Annotated in this window: 18 protein-coding genes, 3 tRNA genes and 1 pseudogene; 2 read left to right on the top strand and 20 right to left on the bottom strand. The window is 50.6% G+C overall.

What is annotated here, in order from left to right:
• Window positions 1–11 precede the first annotated feature (11 nt).
• The 8 genes from DFR30_RS14565 to DFR30_RS07060 form a co-directional block, all read right to left on the bottom strand.
• Window positions 12–386, bottom strand: coding sequence for a heparin lyase I family protein (locus DFR30_RS14565; protein WP_279386918.1), 375 nt, complete (start codon window positions 384–386; stop codon window positions 12–14).
• An 824-nt stretch (window positions 387–1,210) separates the two neighbouring features.
• Window positions 1,211–2,350 (bottom strand): glycosyltransferase family 4 protein, encoded by a 1,140-nt coding sequence (locus DFR30_RS07090; RefSeq protein ID WP_132971991.1) that lies wholly within the window; start codon window positions 2,348–2,350, stop codon window positions 1,211–1,213.
• Between the two features lie 3 nt (window positions 2,351–2,353).
• The gene (locus DFR30_RS07085; RefSeq protein ID WP_132971990.1) at window positions 2,354–3,235 is read right to left on the bottom strand and encodes a glycosyltransferase family 2 protein; all 882 of its coding nucleotides are present in this window, start codon (window positions 3,233–3,235) and stop codon (window positions 2,354–2,356) included.
• A gap of 61 nt (window positions 3,236–3,296) precedes the next feature.
• On the bottom strand, window positions 3,297–4,535 hold the full coding sequence (locus DFR30_RS07080; protein WP_132971989.1) for an O-antigen ligase family protein: 1,239 nt from the start codon (window positions 4,533–4,535) through the stop codon (window positions 3,297–3,299).
• 58 nt (window positions 4,536–4,593) lie between these two features.
• Window positions 4,594–5,505 (bottom strand): sulfotransferase domain-containing protein, encoded by a 912-nt coding sequence (locus tag DFR30_RS07075; RefSeq protein WP_165869122.1) that lies wholly within the window; start codon window positions 5,503–5,505, stop codon window positions 4,594–4,596.
• On the bottom strand, window positions 5,502–7,067 hold the full coding sequence (locus tag DFR30_RS07070) for a flippase (protein ID WP_132971987.1): 1,566 nt from the start codon (window positions 7,065–7,067) through the stop codon (window positions 5,502–5,504). Before DFR30_RS07070 ends, DFR30_RS07075 begins: the two co-directional genes overlap by 4 nt.
• A complete protein-coding gene (locus DFR30_RS07065; RefSeq protein WP_132971986.1) occupies window positions 7,064–7,969 on the bottom strand; it encodes a sulfotransferase family protein in 906 nt (301 codons plus the stop codon). The genes DFR30_RS07070 and DFR30_RS07065 overlap by 4 nt, the downstream gene beginning before the upstream one ends.
• A gap of 52 nt (window positions 7,970–8,021) precedes the next feature.
• Complete coding sequence (locus tag DFR30_RS07060; RefSeq protein ID WP_132971985.1) at window positions 8,022–9,056, bottom strand: DUF4915 domain-containing protein; 1,035 nt, start codon at window positions 9,054–9,056, stop codon at window positions 8,022–8,024.
• A gap of 154 nt (window positions 9,057–9,210) precedes the next feature.
• On the opposite strand from DFR30_RS07060, the pseudogene DFR30_RS14560 reads away from it, so the two are divergent.
• Window positions 9,211–9,426, top strand: a pseudogene (locus tag DFR30_RS14560) (IS3 family transposase); the annotation flags it as partial.
• Window positions 9,427–9,569: 143 nt separating this feature from the next.
• On the opposite strand, the gene DFR30_RS07055 reads toward DFR30_RS14560, so the two are convergent.
• Window positions 9,570–11,075: a hypothetical protein gene (locus tag DFR30_RS07055; RefSeq protein WP_132971984.1), complete on the bottom strand. Its 1,506-nt coding sequence runs from the start codon at window positions 11,073–11,075 to the stop codon at window positions 9,570–9,572.
• 900 nt (window positions 11,076–11,975) lie between these two features.
• Window positions 11,976–12,794, bottom strand: a complete 819-nt coding sequence (locus DFR30_RS07050; protein WP_132971983.1) for a heparin lyase I family protein — start codon at window positions 12,792–12,794, stop codon at window positions 11,976–11,978.
• An 884-nt stretch (window positions 12,795–13,678) separates the two neighbouring features.
• Here DFR30_RS07050 and DFR30_RS07045 point away from each other — a divergent pair.
• Window positions 13,679–15,100 (top strand): glycosyltransferase family 39 protein, encoded by a 1,422-nt coding sequence (locus DFR30_RS07045; RefSeq protein ID WP_132971982.1) that lies wholly within the window; start codon window positions 13,679–13,681, stop codon window positions 15,098–15,100.
• A 21-nt stretch (window positions 15,101–15,121) separates the two neighbouring features.
• Here DFR30_RS07045 and DFR30_RS07040 read toward each other — a convergent pair whose 3' ends face one another.
• The 10 genes from DFR30_RS07040 to DFR30_RS06995 all read right to left on the bottom strand — a co-directional run bounded on the left by DFR30_RS07040 (window position 15,122) and on the right by DFR30_RS06995 (window position 23,666).
• Window positions 15,122–16,762: a glycosyltransferase family 4 protein gene (locus DFR30_RS07040; RefSeq protein ID WP_132971981.1), complete on the bottom strand. Its 1,641-nt coding sequence runs from the start codon at window positions 16,760–16,762 to the stop codon at window positions 15,122–15,124.
• Between the two features lie 240 nt (window positions 16,763–17,002).
• The gene (locus DFR30_RS07035) at window positions 17,003–17,440 is read right to left on the bottom strand and encodes a hypothetical protein (RefSeq protein ID WP_132971980.1); all 438 of its coding nucleotides are present in this window, start codon (window positions 17,438–17,440) and stop codon (window positions 17,003–17,005) included.
• Window positions 17,441–17,950: 510 nt separating this feature from the next.
• Window positions 17,951–18,037 (bottom strand) — tRNA-Leu (locus DFR30_RS07030).
• A gap of 51 nt (window positions 18,038–18,088) precedes the next feature.
• A tRNA-Cys gene (locus tag DFR30_RS07025) sits at window positions 18,089–18,162 on the bottom strand.
• 79 nt (window positions 18,163–18,241) lie between these two features.
• Window positions 18,242–18,317: transfer RNA gene (locus tag DFR30_RS07020), tRNA-Gly, on the bottom strand.
• Window positions 18,318–18,375: 58 nt separating this feature from the next.
• Window positions 18,376–18,942: a CDP-diacylglycerol--glycerol-3-phosphate 3-phosphatidyltransferase gene (gene pgsA, locus DFR30_RS07015; RefSeq protein WP_132971979.1), complete on the bottom strand. Its 567-nt coding sequence runs from the start codon at window positions 18,940–18,942 to the stop codon at window positions 18,376–18,378.
• A gap of 14 nt (window positions 18,943–18,956) precedes the next feature.
• Window positions 18,957–20,786 carry an excinuclease ABC subunit UvrC gene (gene uvrC / locus DFR30_RS07010; protein WP_132971978.1) on the bottom strand — a complete coding sequence of 610 codons (1,830 nt, stop codon included), beginning with the start codon at window positions 20,784–20,786 and terminating at the stop codon, window positions 18,957–18,959.
• A gap of 24 nt (window positions 20,787–20,810) precedes the next feature.
• Window positions 20,811–21,452: a uracil-DNA glycosylase gene (locus tag DFR30_RS07005; RefSeq protein WP_243640694.1), complete on the bottom strand. Its 642-nt coding sequence runs from the start codon at window positions 21,450–21,452 to the stop codon at window positions 20,811–20,813.
• Window positions 21,439–22,881 carry a thioredoxin-like domain-containing protein gene (locus DFR30_RS07000; protein ID WP_132971976.1) on the bottom strand — a complete coding sequence of 481 codons (1,443 nt, stop codon included), beginning with the start codon at window positions 22,879–22,881 and terminating at the stop codon, window positions 21,439–21,441. Before DFR30_RS07000 ends, DFR30_RS07005 begins: the two co-directional genes overlap by 14 nt.
• Before the next feature lie 98 nt (window positions 22,882–22,979).
• Window positions 22,980–23,666 (bottom strand): LuxR C-terminal-related transcriptional regulator, encoded by a 687-nt coding sequence (locus tag DFR30_RS06995; RefSeq protein WP_132971975.1) that lies wholly within the window; start codon window positions 23,664–23,666, stop codon window positions 22,980–22,982.
• Between the last annotated feature and the right edge of the window lie 82 nt (window positions 23,667–23,748).

Here is a 23,748-nt window from a genome sequence, read left to right as displayed (position 1 = left end):
CTTTTATCGTCTTAATTCGCTGACCAGTCACGGCGTACCGCAAGTTGCTCTCCAGCAGTTATCTGAAATGACAATTTCGGACCATAGGAGCCACCTATCCACTGCGCCACGATATCCGAGTCCGAATTTTGTGCTTTGGTAGGGAAGTCCTTGGGTATGAACATGCTAAAACCGAACCAGTACGGTTTATTCAACTCTGAATAGCTGGTCTTGGCACCCCATTGAATCTCCGTGCGATGTTTCATTTCTCCATTAGGCTCGGCACACGGTTTCGTACCATCATTAAATACCTTCATTGATGTACCATCACGTGCAGGGGAAGCCGCCAGTGTGAATGCGTTAGCATTACAATCCCGCTCGGTTTTGACATCACCAAAACTTCCCAGGTCGAAATTGTTCGTATAAACGAGGCCTGCCGCCCAGGTTACCGAAATGCTCGACGCTACACTCGCGATCAGCGCCTACACACATAACACCTTTTTAATCAGTCCTCTAAACATACCAATCACCTTAACTACACCTAATTTCAGTAGCCGGCCAGCATTACCTGCTACCGCCAGTCAGCGACCTACACAGCCGATGTATATAGTACCGCCCCCCTGACAGAGGGGATATGACGGTTATCACAAGTTAACGCAAAGCCAATGAGATGTAGCATCTTTGCTCGTTAATGATCGCAGGCCACAGCCTGGATATGCCTCTTACACCGGGGATTACATCAAGAAACTGAAATATTCCATTAAAACCAGTGTGGTATGTCCTGTTACCCACAGAACCGATCCTATCGCGAGTATATATAACAGGTAAGCCAACCATAACAACCTCACCCAATCCAGCAACTATAGTGCCAAGCCTGATATATGCTTTTGTAAACCGGTTGTTCACGCCAATTTTCAGCGTATTGTGAAGTCCCGGCAAGCCCTCCACTGGGCAGATAGCATCGTCACTTGACGACAAAGAATACCAGGAGTATGCGTAAGTGATTGAATTATCCGCGTATGGATCTGTTTGATTTCAACGTTCAACGACAAAACCAGCCGCCATCACTGACACAACACGCTAGAGCAACACTATGCAAATTGGACCGTTTTACAAGCATCATATTCGGGATTTCAGCAAAGATTTCCCAGCGTAACGGCTGAATTCCGGTTCTATTAAGCTGGCTCACGACCCTGCCTTGCCTTGCTGAAGCCAGATACCACCAGAGTCACTATGCGCTCTCGCTGAAAGCCCTGATCAGCGGCTCCACAACAACCTCCCATCTGAAACGACGGGTGACGTCGCTGACAGCCTGATTTTCAAAGCGCAATTCTGCTTCTTGCTGAAATACCTGTATTCCCCGGGCAAAGTCTCCCGCGCTCTCCCCCGCAACCAGTACGCCGACGTCCTTATGGACATATTCACGCATTGCTCCGACGTCAAAAGCGACTACTGGCAAACCAAACCGGAATGCCAGGAACAACACGCCACTTTGATCAATGTGCCTGTATGGCATCATGAGTGCATCGGCTGCACGGAAATACGATGCGACTTCGGTGTTCGGGACAAACCCGAATCTGCATATGATACTGGTCCGCCGCGGGTGTGACTGTATCAACTCTTCAATCTTGCGGCGGTATCCCTGGCTGACCGGGGCACCTGCAATCACCAGAACAGAATTACCGTCAAGTTCTGCAAACGCATCCAGCAGGGTCCCCAGGCCTTTGTATGGGGCGATGCGACCGAAAAACAGCAATATGCAAACGTCGGATGGCAAGTCCAGCTGAGCCCTGCACTCGGCACGGGTTTCGTTGTTATCCGGAACAATATCATTCAGACCATGCTGCATAACCACTATACGCTCTGGCTTGATACCGAATGATGTCACCAGCTCGTCCTTCATTCGTTTAGTATGGACGATCAGCAGCTGTGGAATACGGTAGATCCTTCGGAATAACCACTTATTCATGACAGTATGCCTGTCATGAGGCAACAGGTTGTGCACCGTCAGCACATACTTGGCTGCGAATGTGCGAAACAGCAGCCCCTCGATGACGCCTGTTACCAAGGGGGTCCTTAGCAGACCGATAACATGCACCACACTCCCCCGACGTGCTGCGACAAAATTAACCAGTCGGGTATGATAGGCAAGGAAGCGCCATAGTTTCTTTACTGCACCAATCTTGGAATCGGTATTTCGACCAAGATTGAACCAACGAATATCACGGTGCAACAGCGTGCTATCCATATTATCTGCACGGATAAAATCGACAGCCACCCCATTGGTTGCCAGACCATTAACGAAGCCCAGAGCATAGTGCTCCTGAAAACCGTGCGGGATAACAACCACGTGCATCGACGAATTACCCATAAGCTATAACGACATTCTGCCCATATGATTCGTTGCACCATGTATCAGTCCGCGCGCGAGTGCCCACGCAGCTACGGGATCATGGTGCTTTAGGAGCAACGACAGGATGAAACGCATCGATATCATCCACCAGCGCAACCTGACCTGCGCCGGCCGGCCGAACTTGGCCAGGTAATACAGCATATTTCTGTGTTTGTAGTACAGTTTGACAGGGGAACGTATCCCTGATGAGCGGGAAACCTTGTGCCAGATAACGGCATCCGGAACATAGCCAATACGAAAACCACTCGCCTTGATGCGCATGGACAGGTCGACATCCTCGACATAACAGAAATAGTTCTCATCGAACCCGCCCAGATGCTGCAACAGGCTGGTACGAGCCAGGAATGAACATCCGGTGAAGAATTCTGTATCTGCCGGCAGTGGCCGTGTTTCCGCCACGGGTTTGAAGTAACCGTGATGTGCGGGCAAACCATCCTTGAAATATCCACCGGCAAACCAGTGCAGCTTGCGATCATCGTAGTAATTAATGGGGTGCGCAACAGCTCCAAGTCCGGCATCCTGATCAAGTGACTGCACGAGTTTCTCAAGGCAGTCGGGAGCCACCTCCGTATCGTTATTCAATATCCAGCAGTAATCAACTCCAAGTTCGGCAGCTTTGCTGATACCCGTATTATTTCCACCGCAGAACCCTAGGTTATCCTTGTTCCTGAGCAACACCACATCCGGGTAACGGTCCTCGATCGCGGATGGATCAATACGGGAATTATTATCAACCACGATAGCAACCCAGTCCTTGAATGACTGCTCGGATAAAGATGCGAGACAATCGAGTGTATCCTGAAGCCCGTTCCAGTTGACGAGTATGATGGCTACCCGGTTCATAGTGAAGACGCCTTGAAAACCGACGAACAATCCCGGTCCAGTATTATGTGCAACATCACCGTCATGGATTCCAAGGTGATATTTTCCGTTCTGCAGGTATTTCAGCTTCGGGTTCTGCCAGGGAGGTTTCCTCTGCCTTCGCAGCGCGTACAACGATCGCCATCGTCAGGCATAGCAGGACAATACCTGCAGGATGTGTCAGGTAGTTGATGGTTACCATCGAAATAAGAATGCAGGTAAAGTGATAAGCCGCGAACTGACCAATGTAGGCACGCTCCCCGTGACTACCACATAGCAACGCATACCTGTAGAAAACCAGCACCAGCGCCAACAGGAACACGATCCCCGGATAACCAAAAAACTTCAGCCACGTCCAGTAGCCAAGATCAGCGTTAAAAGCCACAGTCAGAAGATCCCCCCAACCCGCCCATCCGCCCTCCTGCTGGCGAATAACAAGGCCGCCACTGCCTGTCATAAAGTTATCCATAAATACGTTCCAGGAGGACTGTATCTGTTTCATGCGGGTACTCCAGGTTCCCTCACCCTGGGCAACATCCGAGTAAGCGGATTCGAACGTATTCAACAGAATACTCTCGCTGCCAACAAGCATTTGAATCCCGAGCCCGAGTACTAGAAGAACCGCCCCTCCTGCGAGTAACTTGAAACGCCGCTTGGCTATCAGCATTAATACCAGTGTCAATGTAACTGCGATAATACGACCTCGGGTCTGCCGGAATATGATAGCGCCATAGACAATCATAAAAGAGGCAAGATGAATAGAGAAACGGCGGTTATCCCTCAGGTAGGCCCAGAATTCCCACAGCGCGGCCATGACCATAATACTCATTGCCGGTATAAAAGCACGCACTATACCCGAGCGGACACCATGGCCTTCAGCACGCTGATGGTAGAACATAGTGAAACCTGAATAATTAACCAGTGAAATTACGATCAGGACTATAGCCAGCCCCGTAAATGCCTTCATGAAAGTCTCTACTTTCTGAAGATCGTTCAAACCCAGCAAAAAAACAGGGAAGGAAAGGTAATATAACTGGTGACGTGCTGCAATAAATCCGTCCAGGATGGATTGCGAATAATTGAGACTGGCAACAGCTACCTGAACTACAACGAGTAAAAGGTAAAAGAACACATACCATGAAAAAAAATTGGCAAGGGGTTGCGCTGTACTACGCCGAAGTTTCAACGCGTAATATACAAGACCAAGTAAAATTATGACCAGACCGGCATCCAGCGTGCGTGTCCCACCCGCACGCGTATTACCCGGAATAAGGTTAAACATGTTATGTACGAGTGCGATGATAGAAATAAGATACGCGATAACCACAACTCGGCCTTAATCAGTATTCAATGAATTCATCGCCCAGCATACTTGCCAGCCGTGCATTTGACTCTGAATAAGATGCGCAAAGATCCTGCAGGAACTGCCCGTCCTGCCGCGATGCATTCAGGGATGTTCCCCTAGTCAGTTTGACGGCCAGGCTCCGTAGCCGCCTGTAACCTCTATTCAGATTAAATACAGGGAACGGGTACAGCTCCGTTCTTCGAAAGTAGTTGAGTCTGCGCACCATCCCTATACTTGCATCGGGGAGACTCGGATTAACCCGGCTTTTCGCCTGTTGAAAATTAGGCTCCACGTGGTCGACCCCCATAAATGTACAAAGTCTGCCGAGGAAAGAGGCCAGATCTTTCCTCATCAGCTCGTATTGCAACAGGCATACACGGTCTTTTCCAAACAGTTCATGGTATTGCGAAATCAGTCGATCATACTCGAAATAGGCAAGATTGAAAGACGTTGTCTTCCAGCTACGTGAACTCACAAGTTGCTCAAGCGTACCAGGGAATCCTTCTGACACTAATTGCTTATAAACCGAAGAAATCATATCGCGTTGATTACGTACCACACAGATGATCTTCGCATCAACAAACGCGCCAGCAATCCGCCTTGCAATCCTTACGTTGTCGTACCCACCTGAAAATGGATGTCCCGACAGGCGTTCTGCAGAAACCAGCAGTGCCTTACGTTCAGAAGGTGAATCACCGGCCTCACTTACACATTCTACCAACAGTGCTTTTGCTATCCCAGGCTCAAAATCCGTATCCGGCGTAGCGATGAGATACGACAAAAAACTGTCCTCCCACGGCTGCTCGGGATTACCCAGAAGCACAATCCCGGGGTGCTGCCGGAAATAGCATTGCTGCAGCCAGCTTGTTCCCGTCTTGTGATACCCGATGTGAAACACCAGATTCATCTTTCCGGTCCTTGTCCTGCGGGTTGATCGACCACCCATCGGCGCAATTTCCTGGTAATCCTCGGTTTCCCCCAGATACGCCGTTCGATTGAACCGATGAGATCAAGGTCCGCCTTCACCAGTGTCCGAGTGACAAGCGGTGCACTCAGGGTCAGTGCGGTAACGCCGAGAAAGAGTAATAAATGGAGCAACGGGCTTTCAACATGCACATTGTGCAGGAGCCCCCCGGCCAGCGCCGTAACCACGGCTACAAACAACACAGGTTTAAGGAACGCAGCGGTCAGTGCATGAATACGAAACTTCCTGTACAACATGACAGACATCAACACATGCGACACGGACTTGGCTATCGCCGTGCCCAACGCAGCCCCCAACGCACCATACTGCGGAACCAGCAACAGGCATAGCAACACTGCCGACCCCGCAGCCAGCATGGCCAGCACGAACGGTGTACCTGTGTCTCCGAAGGCTACTATTGCCGACGCATTCGGACCCGTAAACGCATTGATTGCAAAACCGATCATCAGGATACGCAGTACGTTGGCTGAATCGTGATACGCAGCGCCAAACAGCAGCGTGACCATAAACTCCGCATCAACCACGAAATACATCAGCAAAGGCATCGTCACAATGAATGCCCACTTGGTGGTACTACGATAGAGTTCCAGAATCTCCTGCCTGGCATCGCGCGCCACGAGCTTGCTGACCACCGGAAGAAAAAGGAAGGTCATACCCGCAAGAGGTACCGGGAGGATAGCGGCAAGCCTGAGTGGTGCACTGAAGCGGCCCAACTCCTCGGCCGGTTGCAGGTAACCAAGTGTAAGTGTCGCCGCCCAGGTAACCACATTGGTCATGATGCTCACACCCAGTAACGGAAACGAAAACCATAGCAGATCCTTGGTCACTGCCCAACTCACTTGTGGATGCAGGACACCTCTCACATTGCGTATGGCATAGACCAGATAGATCGCCAGCGTTATCCAGGCGGTGGATACATACGCCCACAACACTCCCTGGAATCCGAGCCCTGCGATTGCTACAGGGAGCAGCAGGATAAGTCGCATCAGGTTCATCGTCAGATCCTGGAATATCACCTTGGCTCGTACATTTTCCATCCCCTGGAAAATGGCGGAAAATGTTTCGATCAGGACCATTGCGGGCAGCATTAATGCCAGCATCCTGAAGACCGGAGCCACGGCCGGCTTATCGAACATATGCGCAACCAGCGTTGCCTGCCCGTAGAGCATCAGTGCGAACAGGCTGGACAGAACCACTGCGCACATCAGCGCAGTGCCTGCGACCTCGCCGGCGATCACCTTGTTGCCCTGCGCCCGATGCCTGGCAAGGAAGCGAGGTACAGCAGTCCTGAAACCCAGCATGGATATTACTGTGAGAATTGTGACAGCCGTTGTGCCGAGAGAGATCAGACCATAGTCACTGCGTTCCAGCAAACGAATGACAATCAGCCCTGTCACGAACTGAATGGCTGTCGCACCGATCGATCCGCCAGTAAACACTGCGCCGCCCTTGGCGATTTTGCGGAAGTTGCCGTCCGTCTTCATGACTGCCGCCCGGGACTATCCGGCAAGTGGTTCCAGTGATCGAGATCGCGATCAAGAAACGCCGCGAGCCGGGCATTCTCTGATCGATACAACTCTACCAGCCGCTTGCGTGTTTCAGGATTCAGCGCCAGATCGCCGGGGTTCGTCTGGTTGATGCGCAACAGCCACGCGCGCAGCGACTGGCGTAGCGATGAAAATGGTATCAGTAAACGCAACAGTTGCTTCCCGCTACCAGGTTCCTTGATCCAGCGCAGCAGCGAAAGACTGCGCGGAACGGTGGCCCGGTGAAAGCGCTCACCGAGACTGGATGGAACAAAATCACTGGCTACGCCGAGAAAAGTGTATACCTGTTGCAGACACGCTGATGGATCGGCTTCCAGGTCATCTGCCAGCAAAAATAACATCTGTGACCGATCTACATACCCAAGAAACCGCTCCACCTGTCGCAGGTAGTAGCCGCGGGAGACGTAGCTGTAGCGCAAGTTCTCCATGTGGCCTTCGGCAATACGCACCGACTCCGTCTCGATTGCTTCTTCGAAGGTATGTGGTTCCTGCCCCCGACGGTAGCTCATGAGATAATGTGAAAAAGCCCGCTCGACCGGGTTTCGAAAAATAAAGATCAGCTTCAGGGATGCCAGATCGAGATCATGCGCGATGCGTGGCAGCGCCCCTTCATAATACAGGTAGTCCGGATCTACCTCGCCAACTGCAGTTTCGTTGTTGCGTGAGTAAAAATACTCGTTTTCGTAAAAGCCTGTACCCTTGCAATAGTACTTCTCGTGAACAAAGAACTTGGTTTCTTTTTGTGCAGGAAGATAGATATCCGGATGCGCCTGCAGATAATGATGAAGTGACGTCGTTCCTGACTTTTGTGCCCCGACAACAAGAAAATTTGGTAGCATTCAGGAATCTGACTCGTGTTTAAATAGCATTAAAGTAGATACCGAACTTTGCTTATACCCATGAGGATAACTTGAGACCGAGCAAAGTTTCGACAACACCCCGCTGCAACAAGTAAACATTATTTATTTGCTCAATGCCATCGACTATTGGAATTTCACCCAATAACTCACCATCATCTGTCTTAAAAACCTCTATTAGGTTTCGGTCGTTATAATCAGGGCGGTCACGATAACGCTTTCGCTCTGCCGATATTCCTACATAATACAAGCCATGGTGTTTTGAAAAATCAGCACCTCGCCCCCAACCATGAGTAGGCAATCTGTTCTTTAACCGCCAAGTCGCGTCATAAACGTTAAGCATCCTTGACCCACTATCGCATACCCAATAATCACCGTTCACACAGCGCACGCTATGCGGCCCCTTCAATGAAAGCGAGACCGCTTGCCCCGTATCGAGATCAACAACCCCTCCATCACCTTGCGACTTAATCACCTTTCTTGCAATTCTCTTAAGGAGTTGCTTTCCGCTCGTATGATGCACTAAGGCACATAACTTGCCATTGATATCCTGGAAGACCTGATTGCAATGGTAACGATCTACTGCTTGGATATCATTACCAGTAAAAGAGGGTAAAGATGCACGTATTTTGCCTCGAAATTTCCCCAGTACTATCCTTTTGACAACACACTTCTCATCAAGATCAATTGCCACTGCCTCATCATAACCCGTGTTCGCAAGCCAGAGCACGCCGTCGAGCAAAGACATTTCATGTACATCTTTCAGTGCTGGGATTTCAATCCGCCTAACTTGGGCAGATCCATCATTTTCGATAGATAATTCGATCAAATCCGCACCTGTCGTAATATAGGTGACTAGCGGGTCTTTCTGCACAACTACCAGCGCACTAACACCTAACTCACCCAAAGAATCAAAGCATGAGCAGTTTATTACGTCTCCATCCAGAACTATCTGAACCGGATGAATTAGCGACCGGTCATCGTGACCACGGTCATCTTCCATGGCATTGAGTGATCCAGTAACCAGCAACGCTTGGTCGTGTGGTATCAACTGTTTTACCGTAGACATAGCAATAAACCTTATCAAGAATTACCGAATTAATTATCCAAAAATAGCCAAGAGTTGCTATATGCATATTACAACAGATAGGATTATACCGTAAGCCGCCATAAAGAAGACAACTAGACGTGCGCCTCTCATTCACCGATAAAAAACAGAAAGTAAGACCTTAACCATGGAATTCGAATCGAGAGGCGAGCCGACAGGCATCATGTTCCATTCAGATCAAGGATGTTAGTATACGAGTCTGTCCTTCCGGCAGAAGCTGCAGCGTTATCAGATGTCCCAGAGCATGAGACGACGCGGCAATTATTGCGACAACAGCCCGATGGAGCGCTCCTCCTGCGGCCTGAAAACTGAGTGGGCCCCTGAAGGGGGTAAGCCACGTTGGTAGAGGCATAGCACGGCATTGAAGCCTGCAACTGTCGATGCAAGGAACTTAATATTGGGGTAGAACCCATTCCACCGAAGTTTACTTAGTGCAAGCAAGGGCTAAAACTCTAAGCCGAGTGAGGCATCAGGTTAGTATCCTCGGATAATCCTACTGATCTTGCTTGGCAATCTACGAATTTTCTTGCCTTTTTCGATCACACCCTTTATTCCAGGATATTTGTTAAAGGGCACATTAAGTAGCTCAGGCCACTCTTTACGTATAATATCCACTGGAAGGCAGTTACCAGCCTTATACTCTGGCGGCAATGAAAGGATATCTTTAAAAATAGCTCTATGTAGCATTGGGTATATGTGATCAGTAAACTTCACTTGCCCATAGGTTTGCGGCCCACCCCAAGCACCAAGTCTATGCTCGATATATGCAAGATCAAGCAACTGAAACGTATCAAGCAATTCAGACACCTCAGCCAACCAACCTCTAAGCGCACGACGCAAAACTGGGTGCGGTGGAAGATGAAAACGGCGTAAGAGTTCTTCGGGGGTAATCTCCGTAGACCGAGTATCCTTTGCTGACCAATAATAAGCTCGACCTACTTCACCACCAAACCCAGGCATGATGATCCGCTTATGATCTAACTTTCTTAATGTTGGATATATTTCGGAAATTCGTCCGCCGACGCAATGACCAACCTCGTAGTACCATTGGTCACGTTCTTCGAGGGATGCGTAAGCGATTGGTAAATAATCAACATCTAATCCAAAAATAGATTCCAACTTTCTGACTATATATTGATCGACATTCTCTTTGATATCGACAAATATGACGAGTTTGGTTCTATCCAATTCGGCCTTTGCGCACGCGAGAAGCATTCTTGAATCTCTTCCTGCAGTAACTGGAAGATAAGCTTTGCGCGCATTCGTAACAGCTCGAATACTGGCTTTAATATTATCCGCAATTTTACTCGCTGTCCACTCGGCCGATGTAGTCATCTCAATCTTTGATTCTGGCCAATGCCTAACCTGTCGCCAGCTACGCAGATCGAGATAGTGATTTGGCAACAATCTTGAAATCGACTTATGCGGGGTGACGCCACCTGGAAACCATCCATGAAAGGAAACATCCAGTTTCGCTACCAAATCATGGTCCATATCGGAGTAATAGCTTTTCTCATTGAGTATAAGCTCTGGGGTGGAAGCCATAATACCGTGTTGATTGGAATAGACGCATGAAAGCGACCCAGCGGCATCCAGATAAAGCCTCTGAAGATCACCATCAGCAATAATGCACACAAATCGACCGCCAACGCGATCGAGAAACTGGTGAATGGCCATTTCCTTCGCAGCACAGCTATCACTACTCAAAATCGGTATGATAACGGGACCCTTAAATAAAACGCTGACCTGAGTGTCAATTATTAGTCCTAAAATGCAACCCAATGGCTTCCCATCAAGCGTTTGAAGCAATAATAATGGGAGATCTCCGTTCTTATATAGGATCCAACCGCCATGTTTGGTCGCTTCAAACCCAGGTGCTACCTCTCTTTCCGTCGCTGAAATCAGAAACTGATTATAATGATGACCATGCATAATTAAGATACGCTCTCTGTAGCGTGGAAATAACCACTCCCGCTTCAATTAAACGACTGCATACTGCACATGAGCGCAAATACAGGCATTGTCTAGGGAGTTCCTACGAATAAAGTTGACGCCACGTGGTTATACACACGTTAAAAAATTAGCAGGGCAAAAATAGAAATACTAAGATCTACTTGAACGGTTTCGCCCCGTTTATACATCATTGAAAGCATAAATTGTACAGTAGCTGTGTATAGTATCGCGATACCGCAGCGGTAAGGCAGGATACAACCGAAGTAACTGGCTGCCAAACAGTCCCAGTATCTTCATTCGCCGACTGGCCCGGTACAGGCTCAACGGCGTACCCGCCGTGGTCACCATCTTCGCGATACTGTGTGCGCCCGCTGATCCATTGCTGAGCTAATGCGCCGCATTGATCTGTTCCCGAGGCTGCAGCTCCTCTGCAGGTACTTTCCCCTTGGCCGATCCCGCCATGCCCGGTAACTGCTGCGGTGAACGCCAAACAGTTCACACAGGGCTTCCCCGGATAACACCCTTGAGGTCAATGAACTATCGTGAACTGTTCAGCGTGTCCTACATCAAGAGCGCGGTAGCCTTTTTTAGGGTGTCTCTCTCCATCTCAATGCGCGGCACATGCTTCTCCAGCTTCTAGATATAGATACGGCGCTCCTTCCGCAGCTGCTAGACCTTGTTCTCCATCTCCAGCATCGACTTGCTGACGCCCATTGAATCACATGCCACTCGAACCGTGCAGCCCTGATCGACGATCAGTTGTGCACATTCCAACCGAAACTCCGAGCTGAAGGATCTTTGTTATCTGCTTCATTTTGTCACCTGTCTCCTTGTAAGAGTGATTACATTACCCAGAAGCAGGTGGCCAAATTCACTATGCCACTACAAACAGCACCAAAAGTGCTAGTGAAATTGGGCCGATTCATATCAATTGCTAGCCCATACTGGTGCAAGCGGTGCTGCTAGCCCTATTGCTGGGTTCACCAAATCATAACCATCAGCCCCCGATTGGACGCGAACATTATCGAAGTACAAAGTATAGTTATCCGAACGATCCCTCGTACCCCAATAGATCCCTGTTCGCATGTAGGGATCATTCTTGTAGTTAGTTGCATTTTTACCTATAGCATTCACAACAAGCTTTCCATCCATCCACACCTTCAGCACACCGTCATTCTCCCAAGAGCGCTCCGTGTATATCACGAAGTCCGTCCACTTCCCTTTCTGCACAGGAGCCTCGTACTCCTTGACTTCATTCAATCCCGTAGCATCCGACCATCGTCTGAGCAACGTAAATTTCGACCCCCTAATAAAGAACGCAGTTTCTCCAGGCGTATTGCCACTCATCAGCCCATAGATAAGTGAGGCATCATCTCGCCCTGTGGGGAAGTCATTGGGTACAAATATACGCCAACCGATCCAATACGGCGTACGAGGCGCAAAACGTAGCCCAACCCCATGCCTCATCATGGCACGATGTTTGATCTCCCCGTTTGCTTCTTCGCATCCTTCCATCCCTTTCATGATAACTCGTAGAGCGTAGTTACCGCCCCCATCAGGAGAGGCAGAAGTCAATGAGTAAGGGTAGCAGGCTCCCGCCTTAACATAATCAGAACCAAGACCGGCATCGAAGTTATTTGAGTACAGCAATGACGACGCACTCGCATTCATTAAAAAATTGGAGTGGAACTGAGCCACCAAGAATACTACCTGCAGCACATACTGCAACATTGACTTTCTACTCATGTAAACCACCTCTACTAAATATAAAATGACCGGTATGTCGTCGATCAAAACTCTCAGAGTCTAAATTCTATCATCGCGGCCATCACAACTGACTCCGGAAACTACTAACACGGCCATCGGCCTCTGCGGACCAGCATCCCACTACTTGGTCAGGCTACTACAGGTGTGCAAATGGGAATATGACTGCCGTCACAAATACCCGCAGAGCTAAGGCGTAACGCCGTTTTTCCCGATATTCCAGACGGCTACCCAATTGTATTTTAATATTCCTATTGTAATTCACACAACTGCACCATTATCCATTACTGAGTGCTCAATCCGAGAAAAATGATCGTGTGTTACGGGCTGTGCTTGTAAACCAGCACCACAAATGTCTTGGAGCAAAAACCACTACAAGGCCATTTATCTACTCAATATATATCCTTGCTGCAGCACGGCGTAAAAAACGAACATTCTCACCAAAATATAACAAGGCAATTATGATGCCAACATGGTTAAAGTGGCTTTTGAACTGTAATCAATCGGTTTTTAGAACTAGCATGAGCACGATGAATAACCATACCTACTCAAATATGTCGCCATCAAACGACGGTGAGTATTAAGTGCTGACGTAAGAGATTGTATTACATGTCTATATGGCTGTCTGATTTACAAGACAGAATCGGATATTTAAGCTAAAAATTGCCAATAAATGTTACTATGCACTCTGATCGAAATTCATAATGGGTCAATAAAAAATTGAGCGCCATCCAAAGATATTTACCCGCTTTAACAATATGTTATATGAATAATGGCTATTGATAAAACCTTGCGAATTGTCAGTTTAGCCCAGTAATATTATAAAAAATGATAATGCAAGATCAGCTCCGTGGAGGAAATCAAAAATGTCGGTGCACACGACGGATGCCGGAACAAATACAAATATTCTGACATTAGGACTCACCATTCTCGCATTCCTGACAAGGTTTTATGCTCTTCCAGATGGGGGATTTACCGGTGACGAGGTGTATACCGTTGACTTCGCTGCCGAGCGCGTACGGTCAATTATCAACCCGGCTTATTACGCCCTGACACTGCTGTCGTTCAAGCTGTTCGGCGTCTCGGAGCTATCGGCCCGCTTGCCGGCAATGCTTATCGGCGCGCTCAGCGTACCCGTGTTCTTTGTGACCTGGCGCAATCTCGTCGGTCGCAATGCCGCGTTGATCGGCGCCCTGCTGATCATCTTCAGTGCCTGGCACCTGTGGTACTCACAGTTCAGTCGCTTCTACACCGGCGCCTTTCTCTTCGGTTCACTGTCCTATTACCTGTTCTACCAGGCATTACTACGCGATGACCTCGGGCGGCTTACCTGGGCACTGGTGGCCGCTGCAGTCGGTTTCCTGTTCCATGCGACGGTGGTAATGGTTCCCGTGTCTTTCGGGGCATACGCACTACTGGTGGTCCTCGGCCGTGGTTCCGCACAGGCAGGCCTGTCGCAGCGTGTCGCCAGGATCTATCTCGCCCTCTGCGCACTCGGCGCACTGGGGGCCGTGGCGTTCATATGGGATATCTGGCAGGGGCGCCAGGCACGCGGTGTATCATGGGGTGATGGACCCGGCGAGATGCTGCTGCAAATCATACGCAACGTGCAACTTCCCGTCGCTGTTTCGGCATTCTTCGGCCTGCTCGTACTCCTGCGCCGAAATGCCTGGCTGGGTATGTACTTTCTGGTCGGTATCGCACTACCCGCTGCATTTGTCCTTGTAGCTTCCTCATTCCTGAACTCGCGTTCTGTCTATTTGTTCTATGCCTTACCACTGATCATCGTGCTTGCGGGGGTGTTGTGCGAGGAGGCGCGCCGCGCACTCGCCAGTCAGGGCCGCCTGGTATCCTGGTCCCTCACAGCAATTCTGCTCGCCACAATGACGCCGGAATTTCTGTCGCACTACACCGGAAGGCACAGCCTTGATGTACGCGCCGCAGTTGCCTATATCGATGCTGCGCGTCGTCCTGGTGATATTGTGATCTCGTTCCCGGTCGAGTTCGATTACTATGCGCGCGGAAAATATCCCGTGATACACGGCCTTGGAAACCCAAGAGCTGTCAGGCGTGACCGGTCTGAAAAAATAAGCTCTGTCGTCACTGGCTATGAGCGCGCATGGGTTGTAGTGAATACTGGACGCAAACCGCTTGCACGGGACCTGGAGACCTGGTTTGGCGAGCATGGCTCACTTGTGTGGCGACGGTCCGAAAAGCGCCTTGACTACATCGTCAGGGGTTATGAGATCTTTCTCATTGACCTCGCGCCCGGCCCCGACGCCAAATAATCCGGTTATGGCTCAAAATCGCTAGCCAGTAAGTAACCCTCTTACGCCAAGCACCAGACCGGCCACCATCGATGCAGCGCTCAACCAGCTCCACTTCCCGCGATTTTCGGTAATCAGCAGTTCACAGCTATAGAGTATGACAACCATCTGAACCACAAACGCTACGCTACTTACGTCCCACAACCCGGCCCTGGACGTTATCAATACGGCCAGCACGCTAAATGCCACCAGATAATCGGTAGCGGTAAGTTCGAACTCAATTTTACGTCGGCGTGGCGAATACTTGACAGCCACAATAAAGGCGACGGACATTAGCGCAAAAACAATTACTTCTGCCAGCGCTGCATAGTTTGACCAGACAGGTCGCTGATTGATCCAGAGAAACCCCACCTGGGCGGCAATGATGTATATCAGCACCCGCCTCATGATCGTGCGCTGTCCGTAACCGGTAAATAAATCGACAGCAATCAGGAATGCCACCAGTAACGACATTTTGGCAAAATCATCCGGCACATGAACAATGAACAGACTGGCAGATATCAGGAATACAGAGATACCGATGGTAAGGAAACGGCGCGGGAGCACGACGAGAATATTCCAGCCAAACTCGTCAGGTGTAAGCCTGGCTTGATGAGGTTGTTCAGACTTGTGTATTTTCCACCCGGCCCGCTCGGCCACACCGAGAACAGTAAAGACCAACAGGCAATATATCAGATAGGTGGCAGTAATAATGACGTTATCTGCATGACGCATCAAAACGCCGGTCGTGACAAATATCATCTGCAGTGAGTAAATGATAATGACCGATTCTCTATGCAGAAAACCAAGATCGAGTAGCCGGTGATGAATATGATTGCGTGTCGCACGAAAAATATTCTTGCCACGACTGGCGCGCTTGGCAAGTACAACCAGGATATCCGCTATCGGCAGACCCAACAGCAACAGGACCACAGCCGGACTAAGGGAAGTGTCGATTTTTTGCGTAAGAAGAATGGCGAGAAACGCCAGTGTATAGCCGATAAACTGGCTGCCGGAATCGCCCATAAAAACACGCGCCGGGTGCGTGTTGTAACGAAGGAAGCCCAAAATACCACCTATGCTGGCAACGGCGATCGTAAAAGCCTGCATACCGTCTGCCGAAATAAATGACAGCAGGGCGATGGCACCCAGAGTGAATAATGATTCGCCGCCTGCCAGTCCATCCAGACCATCAGAATGGTTCATGGCATTTACCATGCCTACAATCGCAATCAGGGTAAACGGTATACCGAATTCCGGGGAAATTTCACCCCCAGGTAAAAACGGAAACCGGGTGACATAGAGATCGCCATACAAAACTACAACCAATGCTGCGATAACCTGCCCGACAAATTTGGGGTAGTGCCCGATTTCGAATGCGTCATCCCAAAGCCCGAAAACAAAAAGCACCGAAGCACCGAACACATAGGATTGAATGAGATTGTCCGGCACCAGAAGCAACATGACCGGTACCAGGGTTCCGATAACAATACCGACACCACCAACTCGCGGAACAGGGGTGGTGTGTACCTTTCTTTCCGAGGGAAGATCAACCAGGCCAAAACGGGTAGCCACTCGCGACATAAGTGGTATCAGAACCATACTAATAACTATCGCCGCAACGAAAGCCAGAAGATTACTCATGACATTCCATTTTGTTTGTCACCACCCAAACGTCCAAACTAACACCTTCCCTAGTTATTTCGAATTTTTCACGCTTTCATAGCCAACCTGGCACGGACAACCCTCCGCGCCGGTTAACTCTCGCCCTTATACAAAGTATAAACCTTGCGTTATGCAGATTCACGTCTTCTGATTTCCAGATAACGACGCGCTTACCTGGCTGACAAGCACGGTATACGGGAAGATAATGTTAAGTCTGGTCTAGTGAGTACGTCGTGAAACCGGGATCAGCACGATGAGTGCAATCAACGCCAAAAGCACAGAATGCGGCACTTGCCGAAATTCATGCTGCGCTGTAACCACAGTAAAATCGCTCTCAGTATGGCGACTTGTCCCCTGCGATGATTCGTCAATGATTTTGTGTTGTCCAGATTTTAAATCGGATGGTGAGAACCCGGCTGAAATGATTGGATTATTCCAGGAAATCTCATCCTGCATTATCACCGCATCTTCTTCGCCCAGCGGAACAACCACTAGCGGAGACTGGACCGTCTCATCGATCTCTGGCGTTGCACCAGCCGTGTTACCCGCCGACGGGGAGTTTTCAGCAAATGCCGCAGGGGTTATAAAGTTACAAACAATCAAAATGCCAGAAAACAGGGTGTGTCTCAAACCGGTCAAATGCGAGCTGTTATTCATCAGCCTTCCTTTAAAGATCGGGTAAACCATCTATCGGATAATTCCCACATGGATCTTTGAAGCACAGTAGACATGGTAGTCCAGTTTCAGCGGCTTACCAGCCAATATACCGTACAAAAAATCACTGATTTATTTCAGCAGAAATTAAGGCAATATTTGTGCCGTTTACTAACTTACTGGATTTATTACTATTTAAATTTAAGAATAAAATTTATGTAAAGTTTTTCGACAAGCTTATGTACATCAAGCAGTTACCAGAATGGGGCTTTAACCGCATTTTATATATTTTTAATAGATATATCTTAATGTTATATCGCCCGGGGTGGCGCGCACCACCTAAGCCAGCCAAAGATTATTTTTGTAAATATTTCCGAATCCGTATCAACCCTCACTAACCGGAAGATATATTTTACTAATCATTACAGTAGGTTAACGACCTTCGACAGAACTGGAAATGTCGAAGTCATTAATAATGATTTGATGAATTCAGGAAGAAGACAGGAAGAGGAATGGTGCCCGGGGCCGGAATCGAACCGGCACGGTGTTGCCACCGAGGGATTTTAAGTCCCTTGCGTCTACCAGTTTCGCCACCCGGGCAGACTCGCAAGGATTGTACAGAACAGAAGTTGGAAGACCAACGAAAGGATTTGGAGGCTGAGCCCGGAGTCGAACCGAGGTCCACGGCTTTGCAGGCCGCTGCATAACCACTCTGCCACTCAGCCTATGATCATGGGCAAGCCCGCGTTTAAAAAACCCCGATCGAGAGACTGCCGAGGTTCGATTTAACGGACAAACAAAATTTGGAGCGGGAAACGAGATTCGAACTCGCGACCCCAACCTTGGCAAGGTTGTGCTCTACCAGCTGAGCTATTCCCGCGTCGAGTGAGGCGCATATTGTAGGGATGTACCGGCTGGTGTCAACTCCCGGCCAGAATTCAGGATTTTTGCTGCCCGGACAGTGTCGGCCAGGCCGCTTTCAGGTAAATCATCATCGACCAGAGCGTTAATATCGCTGCCAGGTACAGAAGGGTGATGCCCAGTTCCCGCGTGGGCAACGGTCCGAGGGGATCATGAAAAAGCAGTAATAACAAGGCAATCATCTGCACTGTCGTCTTGATCTTGCCGATAACGGAAACGGCCACCTGGGCGCGTTCGCCGATTTCGGCCATCCACTCACGCAATGCGGATACTGCAATTTCACGGCCGATAATAATGGCGGCCGGCACCACGAACCACCAGGCCGGATTGCTTTGCACAAGCAGCACCAGCACCACGGCAACGATCAGCTTGTCGGCCACCGGGTCGAGGAATGCGCCGAACGGTGATACGAGTCCGAGCTTGCGGGCAAAGTAGCCGTCGAACCAGTCAGTAATGGCAGCCAGGCCGAACAGGGCTGTCACGGCCACATTCACCCAGGCAAAAGGCAGGTAATACACCAGCACCAGCACCGGGATCAGCGCAATACGAAAAACGGTCAGTATGTTCGGCAAGGTCCAGAGCATGTATTTATTGTGTCCTATCCGTGAAAAGTATCATAGATTTTTTGTGCGAGATCACGACTGATGCCAGTGACCTTGCCAAGGTCCTCCACGCCGGCGCGGGCCACTTCCTGCATGCCGCCAAAGTGTTTCAGCAATTGCTGCCGACGACGCGGGCCCACACCGGGAATACCCTCCAGTGGTGAAACATTGCGCGCTTTTGCACGCCGTTGCCGGTGCCCGGTAATGGCAAAACGATGAGCCTCGTCGCGAATTTGTTGCACCAGGTGCAGGGCCGGGGAATCCGGCGCCAGGTCCAGTTCGCGCTGCTGGCCAGGTATATGCAGGATCTCCATGCCTGCACGCCGCTCGGGTCCCTTGGAGACACCGACCAGAAGGATCTCGGTGATTTGCAGTTCCTCCATGACCTTCCGGGCAGAACTGACCTGACCCTTGCCGCCGTCGATCAGCAACAGTTCCGGCAGTAGTGCATCCTCTTTTTTCAGCCGTGTGTAGCGACGCAACAGCGCCTGCTCCATCGCGGCATAATCATCACCCGGCGTGATATCGCTGATATTAAAGCGACGGTAATCGGATTTACGCGGACCTTCCTGGTCAAACACTACACAGGAGGCCACAGTGCCCTCCCCCTGACTGTGACTGATATCGAAACACTCGATACGACGCGGCACCTCGTCGAGATCGAGCATCTGCTGTAACAGGTGAAGACGCTGCTGCATGCCCGCCTGACTACCAAGACGGGCGGTAAGCGCCTGCGCTGCATTTTCCTTTCCCATTTTCAGCCAGCGCGCACGCTCACCCCGTATCCGCGAGGAAAGCTCAACCCTGTGTTTTGCATGCTCACTCAAGGCTTCTGTCAGCAGTGCCACATCATCAAGTTCGGCACTGAGCAGGATACGCCCGGGTACCGGGTGCTCAAGGTAGTACTGGGCGACAAATGCCGATAACACTTCCTGCTCACTGCTGTCCTGTGGCGTGCGCGGGAAGAACACCTTGTTACCCAGGTTCACCCCGTGACGTACGAAAAACACCTGCACACAGGCCTGTCCGGCGGATACCGCCGCCGCAACGATGTCCATATCACCGGATTCACCACTGACATACTGACGTTCCTGCACACGACTGAGACTCGCAATCTGGTCGCGGAACACCGCCGCCTGCTCGTAGTCGAGGCGGGACGCTGCCGCCTCCATTTTCTTCGCCAGTTCGGTATTCAACACGGTGCTCTTCCCCTCCAGAAACAGGATGGTGTGACGAACGTCCTCCGCATAATCTTCGGCTGAAACAAGTCCAACGCAGGGTGCCGTACAACGCTTGATCTGGTACTGCAGGCAGGGGCGGCTGCGATTACTGAAAAAACTGTCTTCACACTGCCGGACACGAAACATTTTCTGCAGCAGGTGCAGGCTTTCGCGCACGGCGCCGGAACCGGGGTAAGGACCGAAGTAGCGCCCCTTCCCCTTGCGTGCACCACGGTGAAAGGTGAGCCCTGGATATTCATCATCGGTGCTTATATAGATGTAAGGGTAACTCTTGTCATCCCTGAGCAGAATGTTGTAACGCGGCTTGTGTAATTTGATCAGGTTGTTTTCGAGCAGCAGGGCTTCGGCTTCAGTCGAGGTTACTGTCACCTCTACACGCGCCATCTGCTTCATAAGCGCACGTGTTTTTGGCGCCAGTCCGCTGGAGCGAAAGTAGCTGGAAACGCGCTTTTTGAGATTGCGCGCCTTACCCACATACAGCACCTGACCCTGTGTATCAAACATACGGTAGATACCGGGACGGGACGTCAGTGTTTTGAGAAAATCGCCTGCATCAAAGGCCGTTTCAACATCCGTGTGTTCCATTCAGATGATACCCTGACGTGAGGTTCAGTTTTCCAGCAATGTCTTCACCCGCTGGAAAACCGCACGAAACATGTCATCGGTGAGTCGCCGTGTCTGGGTGTTGTAACGGCTGCAATGGTAGGAGTCCAGTAATACAAAAGGATCAAGGTCGTGTTCGGCCGCATGTGCGAAACGATGCTTTGACAAGGTCAGCCCGAGACTGCGCAGAACAGCATCGTGGGCAATCTTGCCCAGTGCCAGCACAACGCTGCCGGGGGGCATCGCGGTCAATTCCGTATGAAGGAAATCATTGCACTGCCTGATTTCCTGCGTTGTCGGCTTGTTCTGTGGCGGAAGACATTTCACCGCGTTGGTGATGCGACAGTTTTTCAGTTCCAGCGCGTCATCTGCAGAGACTGATTCCGGCTGGTTGCTGAAACCACACTCATACAATGTTCGATACAGGAGTATCCCGGCGTGATCGCCGGTAAATGGCCGACCGGTTCGATTGGCACCGTGCATACCGGGGGCCAGCCCTACGATCAGCAATTGAGCATGGGGATCACCAAACGGTGGCACCGGGCGTGCAAAATAGTCCGGGTACTGCTCCGAGACTTCCTGCAAAAAACCACTCAGCCGATCACAGCGCCGGCAATCCTGGTCAAATGCGGCGTCAGTCACTTTCACGCACATTCACCACCTCGGCCATGCGTGTACTCAGGTCCAGCATGACAATCTGGTGGGCATTGGTATTGGCGATAAACAACTTGTCCCGGAACAGGCTCATGCCACCGGGCTCATCCAGCGGAACACCGAATTTGAACTTGCTGACTTCATTGGTCTGCAGATCGATACGCTTGATTTTGGAATTAAAGGTGTCTGCCACCCATAACGCATTGCGCTCGGGGTCAACGGTTATACCGACAGGGTGCTGCAAACGCGCTTCCCGACCCACGCCATCACGATCACCAAAATCGAACAAGCCCTTCCCGACCAGTGTACTGACTGTACCCTGATCGATATGCAGGACACGTATTGCAGAGGTTTCGGAGTCAGCAATATAAAGTGTGTTCTCCAGTGCGGTTATGCCGGATGGCTGTGCAAAACAGGCTGATTCAACCGGGCCATCGACAATATCCTCTCGACCGGAACCGGCAAAGCGTTCGATCGCCAGGTGATTCAGGTTCATGCGCCAGATCTGGTGCTGCCCGGCCATGGCGATATACAGGGTACTCTCGTAATAAGTCAGGTCCCAGGGAGAATTGAGTTGTGCATCGAGTGGCTCACGGAAACTGTCAGCGACATAGCGCCCCTGCTTGCCGTCCCCGGCCAGCGTCATGACATCACCGGATTTCAGGTGAATGCGCCGAATCGCATGGTTATCGGTATCGGCTATGTAAAGGAAGTCACCCACCAGCGTCATGCCCTGCGGGTTGCTGAACATGGCCGCGGTTTCCTTACCGTCCAGCATGCCGGGCGTTCCGCTACCGAAAATGCGCCGCACCTTGCCGTCATGATAGGTTTCAAGAATACGATTCCGCCCGCTGTCGGCAATATAAAGGTTGTTACGCGTTGCCAGCACCTTGCCCGGGAACTGGAGCATGGTGTCCGGCTCGGGCTGCACCGCGGATGGCATGGGTGAAGTAGCCAGTATGCCCTTCTCTTCTGCCGCATCCAGGTGCTTGCGGATCAACTCATCGAGTTGCTGACGACGTCCCTCACCCCGGAGAATGCCCACCACGTAACCTTCCGGATCGATAAAAATAATCGACGGCCAGGCCTTTATGCCATAGGCACGCCACATCTGGAAACGCGGGTCGTTGGCCACAGGATGTCGTATGTGATGACGGTTGATGGCTTTCTGTACCTGCTCACCAACATGCTCGTTCTCGAACTTCGGTGAATGCATGCCGATGACGGTCAGGCTGTCCGGGTATTTGTTTTCCAGGTAGAGCAGGTCAGGCAGCACGTGCATGCAGTTGATGCAACAGTAGGTCCAGAAATCGAGCAACACCACCTTGCCCCGCTGACTGGCAAGCGTCAGTGGTTCGTCGGTATTGAACCAGTCCAGATTGTCGGGCAATTCCGGTGCACGGATACGTGTCGGCTCGCTCATAGTTTTCCCCGTCCTGAAGATTGTTTAGCTTCATCCATGCAAGGATAGTACCACCGAAAAACGGCAAATCACGGAACTGTTTCAGGTTTTTGGAAATTCTAACCGATTTGAGTGACGCGAATCAGCCCTTCCCGTATCGCCAGGTGCGTCAATGCCACTTCCGTGTCAGCACCCAGTTTTCCCAGCAGACGGTGACGGTAACCATTTACGGTCTTCTGGGTCAGGCAAAGTGCCCGTGCGATGCTGCGTGTATTCTTGCCCTCGACAACCAGTAGCAGAATCTGCATTTCGCGGTGCGTCAGTGAATCAAACGGTGACCCCGACTGATCGGGTAAACGACGTTCCGCCAGCTTTTGCGCAAGCGCATCACTCAGGTATCGCTCACCGGCCAATATAGTATCAATGGCCGAGATCAGCTCTTCCAGTGAACAACTGCTGCTGATACAACCTGCCACTCCGGCCTGTAGCAGGCGCTCCTGGATAATGATATCCGTCTCCTCGGCCAGTACCAGCACACGGATCTCGGGGAACTGGCGGCCCAGCTTGCGCGCGCCATCCAGCACATCAACACTCGCGCCCTGCAGGTTCAGAATAACAATATGTGGTTGGCAGGTACGTGCCAGTCGAATGGCCTCGTCACAACTGGAGGCTTCGCCCGTTACAGCAAGGAAGTCGGAGTCCGACAACAGGCGCTGGATACTCTGTCGCACGAGCCGACGCGAGTCGACCAGCAACACATCCACCGGATTGTCTTCTGCCCTTGTAAAAGGGCGCAACACTGCCATCGCACCACAACCTTTTTATGAACCTGTTGTGGTTTAACGACTGGCAGGGTCGCTCCTTAAGAAAAATACGCCATTTTCTTAC

This window comes from Thiogranum longum (assembly GCF_004339085.1).
In the GTDB taxonomy this organism is placed as follows: domain Bacteria; phylum Pseudomonadota; class Gammaproteobacteria; order DSM-19610; family DSM-19610; genus Thiogranum; species Thiogranum longum.
The sequence above is the reverse complement of the archived record's forward strand: the minus strand, read 5'-3'. Positions and strand labels throughout refer to the sequence as shown.